The organism is Rothia sp. P7181 (assembly GCF_048513015.1).
GTDB lineage: Bacteria > Actinomycetota > Actinomycetes > Actinomycetales > Micrococcaceae > Rothia.
In genome coordinates this window covers 68,935-78,643 of the sequence record NZ_JBLXXZ010000009.1, presented here as the reverse complement: position 1 = coordinate 78,643, position 9,709 = coordinate 68,935, and the positions used below count along the sequence as shown (strand labels likewise).

The window sequence follows — 9,709 nt, the reverse complement described above, 5'->3', positions numbered from 1 at the left end:
TAACCAATAATTCTAATCTTGGGTTAGTTTATTCGTGCGGGCAACCCCCCAGCGGTTACCCGCACGAATCATATATTTGTATCGTAGAAATAAAACTAAACTTGTATGGCTCGTTATACGTATAAACCCCGTAATAGATAAAAATAATGTGGTAGATAATAGTTATTTAGTACCACCATACTTTTTTATTCAAAAGACCTAGCTAGTCGGGGTCTGGAATATCGATGAGCTCGGCCAACCTGGATGGAGCAACGCCCCAAAGATATGGTAAATCGGCCGTAGTTATTTTGATAACCTCGAGCTTTACCTTTCGGTTTCCAATTCTTGTAAGTCGGTATCCATTTAGACCTATTTTATCAAGGTCTTCACGGGTTACAGGGCGACTAGGCGGTACCTGTAAAACATCCTCACGAATCCACTTACCAATAATTGTCATATTTCCCTGGCTTGAAATATTTTTAAGATTATCTCCATATAGATAGCACCTGAACGGCAGAGTAGCATTACCAAAATACATATCGAATGTACGCTGTTCTATATGATCTTTGTCGTAGATGCTGATTTTACCATTAACCGCGCTTAACGGCTTATTTTCGTCGTTGTATCCGAAAAAATCCGGATATTTTTTATGGAATTTATTGGGTTCACGGATCTGAATTTCAACTTCATTAACAGGTCTGCCTGTATTTCCCGGTGTAGCTTTTATATTTGTATTTTTAGGGTTTGAAAACATTAGGTTAATGTGAGATCGTGGGAAAACGTCCCCTGCCTTGATACTGTATCTTTTGTTATCTTTCACAGCAATTAGTGGGAACACAACACAATCTTTTTTATCTGGAAGTGAAGTTCTCCCCTTTACCTCTAAACCGTCGCATTCTTGCTCTATGAGTAAACTCTCCATGGGAAAAGGAGCAGCTTGTTTCTCAGGAGTGCCAAGCAACGATAGAATCGCAGTATAAGGATCTCGCAAATATGGAACATCAAATGTGCCAAGAATATCACCACCATCAGAAAAAGACTGACGATGGTTAAACTCCATGAAAAGAGTGGAGTCTGAAACGTTATATTTGTAGTTTTTATAACCGTCTGTAAAGGATACAGTCTTGATAATTTTTTCAGACCCGTTAGATCCTCGAGTCTCCGTTGTACCTGTAATCCTTAAATTTTCAATTTTAATCGCGTCGTACGTAGTTTCGCAAATATTAACCAATCCACCTTTGCGTGGGGTCAGGTAATGGTAGAAACTTTCCCCTAGCTTTGATTGCACTGTATTGTCAGGGGAGACACCAAGTAGATTGTTTTGTGCTGAAAGTAATTTGAGATTTCGGCTCAAACTAATTTGTCTGACTAACTCCAATAAATTATTTTTTCCGACTGAGGCTGGGGTAAGTTGAAATCTCAGGAGATCTGTCCAACCCTGTTCCATTGCTTCAGCTTTGAACTGCATAACCTTTTGGTATCCTGAAGAACTCTGAAGGAACGTTTTAATACCAACGAGATCTTCTTGTCCCGTACCGGGGTTCGTTAGCTGGATATCGTAGGGGATGTTACCTGTGTCAACTACTTTTCCCCCAATAAAACGTGCAAAAGCAGATTCTTGGTACTTTGAAAGTATAAATGGCTCCATCGTTGATGTATCGCCGAAAGGTTTATCAGGGGATAACCCCACGTTACTAGCTTTTTGCTTGAACAGCGGTGTTAACGTTGCGAAAGCCGTAATTGCACGAATATAGCGATTACGATTTTCATGTGGATAAGAATCCCAAACTGGGTAAGACACAGCTACTTCACGCTTTCATCGGTGGTAGAAGTGAACAACATCCAGCTTTCTACTGCCATGTGCTATCCGATAAGGGATAAGAACGAATCTTCACTTCTACGTTTTACGGAACGGTAGAAATCATCATTATTATATATTGGGACTTCAGCGAACTCTTGTTGGTTACCTGACAAATACTCCTTGACCCACTTGTTTCTTCCCTCGGAAGAGTTAAAGAAGGCTACTGGATAAGATTCACCGACCATTGTACCTTCCATATGAGTAAAGATAACTGCGAATAAATTCTTAACTTTAGGTAACGGGGCATCTATCTTAGTACCTTTAAGCGCAACATTAATCTGTTCTGCAATACGGCGAATTACTGGTACTGCTACAGAATTACCTGCTTGTTTGTAAAGCTGCGTATTTGCTATCTTTGCCGGTAGAATGAAATCTTCTGGATACCCCTGAACATTGAACGTTTCACGGGGAGTAAGCTTTCTGATTTCTTTATTATCTGTAAGAATCAACGGAACATTATGCCCGCCAGTTCCCATGTTCGCAGTCAAGGTTGGGACTACACCGGATTTGTTTTCACGTACATACTGCCTGCGCCACTGATAAACAGTGTCTTGTGAAGTAATTTTTTCTTCTAGCTGGTCATAGAAACTTTGTTTATTTTTGCGATAGTAGTAGCGTTCATCGGGCGAAGCTGCAAAATCTATGACATCACGAAGAGTCGTTTTACATTCAATTTCTTCTGGGAACTTGAACTGTGCGTACGCTTTTGGATCTTTAAAGCCTACGATGTAAATACGTTCACGATTTTGTGGTAGATTTCCGTAATCTTTGGCATTTAGAACAGCCCATTTAATGTGATATCCCATATGAACTAAGAATTCGCGAATAACCTTGAATGTATTGCCGCCATCGTGAGGAATTAGATTTTTAACATTTTCGAGGAATACAACTGCTGGTTGTTTCTCTGACACGATTCTCATAGTTTCGAAGAAAAGATCTCCACGGTCATCTTTGAATCCCTTACGATAACCTGCAATAGAGAATGCCTGACAAGGAAATCCTGCAAGGAGGACATCTGCCTGTACCTCTCCCAGCAGTCCTTTCTGTGGGTCTACTTCGCGAATATCTCGTCGGTCGAGGAGTTTCGGTGAGAAATTAGCAGCAAAGGTTTCTTGAGCATCCTTGTCAAATTCATTTGCATATACGGTGGCGAATGAACCTGACTGCTCGAAACCTAAATCGATTCCTCCAACTCCTGCAAAGAACGAGATAACGTTATATTGCCTACTCATTATGCGATTTTCTACACTTTCATAAAAGTTTTGAGGAGCGCTTTGCTCTTTTCTGTCAGTAACTTCTATAAATCTACCGAGACTTTTTGTCTATTGGAACCACCTGCCTCGGCGCGGCGTCATATCAGTTGAGTGACAGTTCCCATACCAAAAGTAACTAAGTAAATTAGAAGATGAAACCTGTCAGTTGAAGCATCAACTGTGAAAAGATAGCGGTGGATGTATCTTCCAGTGAAAGGCACGGCAATTTCCTCCTGAAAAACGAGAAATCCGCACTGGGTGAAGTGAAACAGACTGAAACAGCGCCACTGTTGCATAAAATGCAGTATAAATTTATTTTAAAATAAACTAACTGGTTTCATTATTTATAAATACTGTAAGAGATATCGTGAAGATTATGCGCGGTGAGAGTCTCGACTCCTAACCAATAATTCTCATCTTGTGGTAGATGATTCGTGCGGGTAACCTCGGGCAGGTTACCCGCATGTTTGCGTTATGGCAAGGGATAACGTTTTATTACTTCTTGTGGGGTCTTCTGTAGACAACTTAACATGTTTATTTCTTGAAAGAACTCTTGACTAGCACTTTCGTTAAATGTTTAGTGAAAATTAGTGGGTCATTTGGGTGAAAACATGTGCTCCAAGGTGTCCAAAAGTCTTCAACTTATCCACAAAAATAATATTTAGTTGAAATAAAAATGTTGTAGATTTAGATTTTTTATGTCTGAACTGATGTTTAGGCTAACCACTGCCATACAAACGCAAAGAAAACCATGCACCTAACACAACAACGCAACTCAGGGCATCAAATCCTTGAAGACGATGTTCGAGAGCTCATCCGTGAAAGCGGAATTGACCCTCTCAACAACACCCAACAAGCGCATCAACTCATCGATCAAGCTCTCAACGCTTACGAAACACGCATGGTTCGTGGAACCCTCCCACGCATTGAAGACTTGACCAACGCACGACAATGGCTCATCCACCAAATCTGTGGTTTTGGTGCGCTACAGCCATACCTTGAAGACCCCAGCGTCGAAGAAATCTGGATTAACTCTCCCAGCGAAATTTTTGTTGCTCGAGCAGGCGAATCTGAACTAACCGGAATAACACTCAATAGTGAACAAATCCGCTCTCTCGTAGAACGCATGCTCAAAATATCTGGACGCAGGCTAGACCTCAGCACACCCTTCGTCGATGCCTCATTGCCCGACGGTAGCCGCCTGCACGTGGTCATCCCCGACATCACCAAGAAACATTGGAACGTCAACATCCGAAAATTTATTGCGCGCGCTAGAAGCCTCAACGACCTCGTCCGTTTAGGGTCATTGAACGCCGCTGCCGCTCGATTCCTCGATGCGGCTGTCGCCAGCGGACTGAACATTCTCGTCTCCGGTGCAACGCAAGCAGGGAAAACAACCATGCTTAACTGTCTTTGCTCAAGCATTGGAGCACGAGAACGCGTCATCACCTGCGAAGAAATCTTTGAACTCAACGTCCCACTACGAGACGTCGTTGGCATGCAATGTCGGCAAGCCAACCTCGAAGGAAAAGGCGAAATACACCTACGTAGGCTCGTCAAAGAAGCGCTACGTATGCGCCCTGACCGGCTACTCATCGGAGAGGTCCGTGAAGCAGAATCCCTCGACATGCTTATCGCGCTAAACTCTGGTCTACCAGGTATGTGCACCATCCACGCTAATTCTGCACGAGATGCCGTCACCAAAATGTGCACTCTACCCCTTCTTGCAGGCGAAAATATCTCCTCGCAATTTGTGGTTCCAACCGTTGCATCCTGCTTCGACCTCGTTGTGCACTGCACAAGAACACGTCGCGGTCAACGCCACGTTCAAGAAATCATTGCGCTAGGAAACCGCGTAGAAAACGGGATTATCGAAACAAGCACTATTTTTAAACGAGACGGAGAAGACTTCACCTTATACGCATCTGAACTACCTGCAGCAGAAAAGTTTGCTCAACAGGGTTACACCTTTGAGAACGTACTAGGGCAAAGCTAGGGGAGTCTCATGAACATTATTTTGGGTTTGACCTTAGGCATTGGGGTATTCCTCATCTGGCTATCCTGTTGGGAACAACCAGCCAAAGAACCACGAAAAAATACTTTTGACTCAAAAATAAGACTTTTACTTCACCAAGCAGACGTACACCGAGTCTCCGCAAAAATGTTCTACCTTATTAGCATATGCTTTGCACTGTTTCTGGGGCTTGTGATTTTTGCGCTGACTGCACTATATAACCTTGCACTATTGAGCACCTGCCTAGGATGTATAGCACCATGGATGATGATTCGTCAGCGAGCAAAGAAACGTGTAGCTCTCATGCGAGAACTCTGGCCCGACGTCGTAGACCATCTACGCTCTGCCATCCGTGCAGGACTCTCCCTGCCAGAGGCTCTGATGCAACTCCAATACCGTGGACCAGAAGAACTCCGACCAGCTTTCGAACAATTCTCTGCTGACTATCGTTCTACTGGCGAGTTCGTTGCATCCCTTAACCGACTCAAAGAACGGCTCTCAGACCCCACCGCAGATAACATCGTCGAAGCGCTCAAAGTAACACGAGAAGTTGGAGGCACTGACCTCGGAAAACTATTGGGAACCCTCAGCGAATTCTTACGAGAAAACGCCCGAACCCGATCCGAACTTGAAGCCCGACAGTCATGGACCATCAACGCCGCAAAACTTGCTGTCGCAGCACCCTGGGTCGTACTCTGCCTCATGGCAACCCAACCAGGAACCGTCCATATTTACAATAGCTTTTCTGGATTTATGGTCATGCTTAGTGGGCTCATCATCTCAATTATTGCCTACCGTCTTATGCTCAAACTTGGCGAGCTACCCGAAGAGAAAAGAGTCCTCGTATGAGCATCCTCCTCATACTCAGCCTGATCTTAGCCGCCGGCCTTTGGCTCGTAGGAGATGCACTCTATCGAGGGCACACAACAGACTTTAGTGATCGTATCGCCCCGCAACTCAAAGCCATCGAGATGAAAACCCAGCACCTCCACGCGAGAAACCAACATCTAGGGCTCATCAGCGGCAGCGTTGAACTCATCCGACCCATATCCCAATCCATACAGCAACGTTTCAACTCGTCAACCGCCAACAGCGTAGCCTTACAAAAACGCCTTATCCACAGTGGCAGCTCAATGGACGTCACAACCTTTAGAGCTGAACAACTCGTATGGGCAACTACGGCACTTTTATTGAGCATACTCATCTTTGGTACGGGTGCATTACGAGGAAATATAGACTTTATCGCAGCCTTCTTGCTCTCCATCTTTTGCGCCATCACCGGATTCCTTGCAAGAGATTGGTGGCTGACTCAAAACATCAAACAGCGAGAATCCCAAATGATTGCAGAGTTCCCAGCCCTTGCCGAACTCATGGCACTATCGGTTACCGCAGGAGAATCAGCCCTCGGCGCCATCGAACGAGTCTGCAACTGTTCTTCTGGTGAACTTGCGACAGAGTTCCAAAAGATTCTCTCCCAAATGCGCTCAGGAGACAGCCTCGTGAACGCCCTTCAAGATTTTTCGCAGCGTACTTCTTTACCACCGCTATCACGTTTTGTGGACGGTATCGTCGTCGCCATTGAACGAGGAACACCACTGGCTGATGTTCTTCGAGCACAAGCACAAGACGTACGCGACAACGCAAAAAGAGAGTTAATGGAAATTGCAGGAAAAAAAGAGATTGCCATGATGGCACCCATTATTTTCTTCATTTTGCCATTGACGGTTGTTTTCGCGATTTTCCCAGGACTATCGCTTATCAACCTCAACTTCTAAAAAACACGGGTCTCTACGACCAAAAAACTACCTAAGGAGAACACTCATGAAAGAGCTTATCCAAAAAATTCTTGCCACCGTTACCGCATTTATCTGGACTTTACAAGCTAAAACAGAAGAAGAACGTGGAGACGTCCCCGGCTGGGTGATGATTACGATGATGACCGCAATCCTTGTTGCTGCGCTGCTCGTCGTCGCAAAAGATGCGTTGCTGAACATGTTCAATAACGCTATCGGAATGATTGGTCAGTAAGCGTGAGCTTAAGCTGATGAGCACAAAAGAACTCAGATTCTTTCACACCCCGTTGAGGCAGCATCCTTTGTCCAAAGAAAAAATACGCAACACTGCAGAAGATGGTAACGCTACCGCAGAATTTGTGATGGTCAGTGCTCTTGCTGTCTTGTTCTTTGCGCTGGTATTGCAAATAACCTTTGCGATTTATACTCGCAATATTTTGATTGATGCTGCCTCAACAGGTGCACGATATGGCGCCCTCCTCGACCGTAACTACTCTGACGGTGCACAACGCACACGAGACATCATCGCCTCTGAACTTCCAGCCGTTTACTCATCAGAGGTGAGTTATCAACTCGTTACGGTAGATGGGTATCAGACTCTCGAAATTCGTGTGCATGGTGCCCTACCGGTCGTAGGACCTTTCGGGTTTGAACACGGTATTGATGTAGCGGCACACGCAATAGTTCCTACACCAGAAGGAACATAAAAGATGAACGCATCTTCTTGCCTTAAAGCCATCATCACAAAGTTCATTCAAAAGAACACAAGAGAAGACGGCAACGCCTTGATCGAATTCGTGGGATTAAGCGTCATGCTCTTTATCCCTACCGTCTATTTTCTTCTCACCGTCTTTACCCTACATTCTGGTGCTCTAGCAGCCTCTTCCATCTCTGCACAACTGGGGCAGACCATTCATGATGCAGGTGGAAAAGAGCTCAACCCTAGAGCCTTACGCAATATTGCAGAACTTGTAGGGAAAGACTATAACCTCAACGGTGAACAAATACATTTTCAACTAAGTTGTGTGAATGATTGCCACAGCCAACAACGGATTGATGTAACAGCTAGTGTGGACGTCCAACTACCTTTGATGCCCTTACTTGATGTTGGTTCTATTGCAACGATGAATTCCACAAGCTCTGTATGGATAGGAAAATACCGTTGATAAGAAAACCACACGATGCCATTAGCCTCTCTACACCCGCACATAAGGAACAAGAGCAGGGGAGTATCATGCTCTTGCTGATTGGGTTATGTCTAGTCCTTCTACTCATTGCCTCTGTTACTGCTGGAATTAGCGCCGTATATGTAGAACATAAAAAATTGCAAGTTCTTGCGGACCGCACTAGCTCTGCCGCTGCACAAGAAATTAGAGCGTTACATCGTGGCGGGCTAAAACCTCGAGTCCTTCTGAACGACGCCTCTGTGCAAGAGAGCGCACAAAATTTTCTTCGAGAAAGTTCTGCATACACACAATTTGAGGCCTTGATACTCTCCTCACCAACAGGAGCATCTACACCCGAGACCGCCCTTGTGACCCTGCGTGCGCGGGTTAAACTCCCTCTTGTGAGCGTTGTCGTCCCTGAAGGAGTAGAAATAAGCGCAACAAGTTCTGCTCGTAGCCGTCTAGAACAGTAAACATACAGCAGAATTATTGTTTTTCAGTTAGGCTTAAGAGTCATGGCTTCATTAGATTTTTCTGCAGAGATTAAAACATTACGCTCAACCTACGCATCAATTGCCGAGGTGAGCGATATTAACGCGCTCAAAAACTCTATCGCAGAGCTATCTGAAGCAGCAGGCGCGCCCGACCTATGGGACTCCCCAGAAAAAGCGCAAAAAGTAACCTCACAATTATCACATAAACAATCTGAACTAGAACGTCTAGAACGTCTTCACTCACGCATCGACGACCTCGAAGCCCTCGTCGAACTTGCTGAAGAAGAAGACGAACCAACCATACTTGACGACGCGCAAACAGAGCTAGAAGATATTCAACAAAAACTTGCTGATCTCGAAGTCGTCACGCTACTCTCCGGCGAATACGACCAGCGTGAAGCAGTCGTCACAATTCGCTCCGGCGCAGGAGGAGTAGACGCAGCAGACTTCGCTCAAATGCTTCAACGAATGTACCTTCGCTGGGCTGAGAAAAACGGGTTTACCACCCAAATACTCGACACCTCCTACGCAGAAGAAGCCGGCATCAAATCAACAACATTCGAAGTGCAAGCACCCTTTGCCTACGGCAAACTCTCGGTAGAAGCAGGTACACACCGGCTCGTACGCATCTCCCCATTTGACCATCAAGGACGTCGTCAAACATCGTTCGCCGCGGTAGAAGTTATTCCACTCATCGAACAAACCGACTATATTGACATTCCCGACTCCGACATTAAGGTTGATGTATTCCGTAGCTCTGGGCCAGGCGGGCAATCTGTTAACACAACAGACTCAGCGGTTCGCCTCACTCATATCCCTACGGGCATCGTTGTCTCCATGCAAAATGAGAAATCTCAGCTTCAAAACAAAGCTGAAGCTTTACGCGTCCTTCAATCCCGACTCTTGTTACTGAAAAAAGAACAAGAAGACGCAAAGAAGAAAGAACTCGCAGGAGACGTCAAAGCAACATGGGGTGACCAAATGCGCTCCTACGTTCTGAACCCCTTCCAAATGGTCAAAGACCTCAGAACAAACTACGAAGAAGGTAACCCCAGCGCCGTATTCGATGGAAAGTTAGAAGGCTTTATCGATGCGGGTATTCGATGGCGCGCTACCGAACGCGCAGAAGGATAGGAGGTGAACATTTAG

Annotated in this window: 10 protein-coding genes; 8 read left to right on the top strand and 2 right to left on the bottom strand. The window is 45.1% G+C overall.

Features of this window, described 5'->3' with window-relative positions; all coding sequences use genetic code 11:
* Nucleotides 1-202: 202 nt before the first annotated feature.
* Both ACN08Z_RS05990 and ACN08Z_RS05985 read right to left on the bottom strand, forming a co-directional pair.
* Nucleotides 203-1,780 carry a hypothetical protein gene (locus ACN08Z_RS05990; RefSeq protein ID WP_419103655.1) on the bottom strand — a complete coding sequence of 526 codons (1,578 nt, stop codon included), beginning with the start codon at nt 1,778-1,780 and terminating at the stop codon, nt 203-205.
* Nucleotides 1,781-1,842: 62 nt separating this feature from the next.
* Nucleotides 1,843-3,072, bottom strand: coding sequence for a DNA cytosine methyltransferase (locus ACN08Z_RS05985; RefSeq protein WP_419103654.1), 1,230 nt, complete (start codon nt 3,070-3,072; stop codon nt 1,843-1,845).
* Nucleotides 3,073-3,844: 772 nt separating this feature from the next.
* Here ACN08Z_RS05985 and ACN08Z_RS05980 point away from each other — a divergent pair.
* From ACN08Z_RS05980 to prfB, 8 genes are read left to right on the top strand one after another with little or no spacing between them, the layout of a single operon-like run.
* The gene (locus tag ACN08Z_RS05980; RefSeq protein ID WP_419101526.1) at nt 3,845-5,089 is read left to right on the top strand and encodes a CpaF family protein; all 1,245 of its coding nucleotides are present in this window, start codon (nt 3,845-3,847) and stop codon (nt 5,087-5,089) included.
* A 9-nt stretch (nt 5,090-5,098) separates the two neighbouring features.
* The gene (locus tag ACN08Z_RS05975) at nt 5,099-5,956 is read left to right on the top strand and encodes a type II secretion system F family protein (protein ID WP_419103653.1); all 858 of its coding nucleotides are present in this window, start codon (nt 5,099-5,101) and stop codon (nt 5,954-5,956) included.
* Nucleotides 5,953-6,882 carry a type II secretion system F family protein gene (locus ACN08Z_RS05970; protein WP_419103652.1) on the top strand — a complete coding sequence of 310 codons (930 nt, stop codon included), beginning with the start codon at nt 5,953-5,955 and terminating at the stop codon, nt 6,880-6,882. Before ACN08Z_RS05975 ends, ACN08Z_RS05970 begins: the two co-directional genes overlap by 4 nt.
* 46 nt (nt 6,883-6,928) lie before the next feature.
* The gene (locus ACN08Z_RS05965; protein ID WP_419101523.1) at nt 6,929-7,135 is read left to right on the top strand and encodes a hypothetical protein; all 207 of its coding nucleotides are present in this window, start codon (nt 6,929-6,931) and stop codon (nt 7,133-7,135) included.
* 16 nt (nt 7,136-7,151) lie between these two features.
* A complete protein-coding gene (locus ACN08Z_RS05960; RefSeq protein WP_419103651.1) occupies nt 7,152-7,607 on the top strand; it encodes a TadE/TadG family type IV pilus assembly protein in 456 nt (151 codons plus the stop codon).
* A 3-nt stretch (nt 7,608-7,610) separates the two neighbouring features.
* On the top strand, nt 7,611-8,066 hold the full coding sequence (locus tag ACN08Z_RS05955) for a hypothetical protein (protein WP_419101521.1): 456 nt from the start codon (nt 7,611-7,613) through the stop codon (nt 8,064-8,066).
* Nucleotides 8,045-8,539 carry a pilus assembly protein TadG-related protein gene (locus ACN08Z_RS05950; RefSeq protein ID WP_419103650.1) on the top strand — a complete coding sequence of 165 codons (495 nt, stop codon included), beginning with the start codon at nt 8,045-8,047 and terminating at the stop codon, nt 8,537-8,539. The genes ACN08Z_RS05955 and ACN08Z_RS05950 overlap by 22 nt, the downstream gene beginning before the upstream one ends.
* Before the next feature lie 42 nt (nt 8,540-8,581).
* Nucleotides 8,582-9,694, top strand: coding sequence for a peptide chain release factor 2 (gene prfB, locus ACN08Z_RS05945; RefSeq protein WP_419103649.1), 1,113 nt, complete (start codon nt 8,582-8,584; stop codon nt 9,692-9,694).
* Nucleotides 9,695-9,709 lie beyond the last annotated feature (15 nt).

Bases quoted from the DNA above. Each gene is read 5' to 3' on its own strand.
- ACN08Z_RS05985 (WP_419103654.1), bottom strand. From the start codon at position 3,072: ATGAGTAGGCAATATAACGTTATCTCGTTCTTTGCAGGAGTTGGAGGA.
- ACN08Z_RS05980 (WP_419101526.1), top strand. From the start codon at position 3,845: ATGCACCTAACACAACAACGCAACTCAGGGCATCAAATCCTTGAAGAC.
- ACN08Z_RS05975 (WP_419103653.1), top strand. From the start codon at position 5,099: ATGAACATTATTTTGGGTTTGACCTTAGGCATTGGGGTATTCCTCATC.
- ACN08Z_RS05970 (WP_419103652.1), top strand. From the start codon at position 5,953: ATGAGCATCCTCCTCATACTCAGCCTGATCTTAGCCGCCGGCCTTTGG.
- ACN08Z_RS05965 (WP_419101523.1), top strand. From the start codon at position 6,929: ATGAAAGAGCTTATCCAAAAAATTCTTGCCACCGTTACCGCATTTATC.
- ACN08Z_RS05960 (WP_419103651.1), top strand. From the start codon at position 7,152: ATGAGCACAAAAGAACTCAGATTCTTTCACACCCCGTTGAGGCAGCAT.
- ACN08Z_RS05955 (WP_419101521.1), top strand. From the start codon at position 7,611: ATGAACGCATCTTCTTGCCTTAAAGCCATCATCACAAAGTTCATTCAA.
- ACN08Z_RS05950 (WP_419103650.1), top strand. From the start codon at position 8,045: ATGGATAGGAAAATACCGTTGATAAGAAAACCACACGATGCCATTAGC.
- prfB (WP_419103649.1), top strand. From the start codon at position 8,582: ATGGCTTCATTAGATTTTTCTGCAGAGATTAAAACATTACGCTCAACC.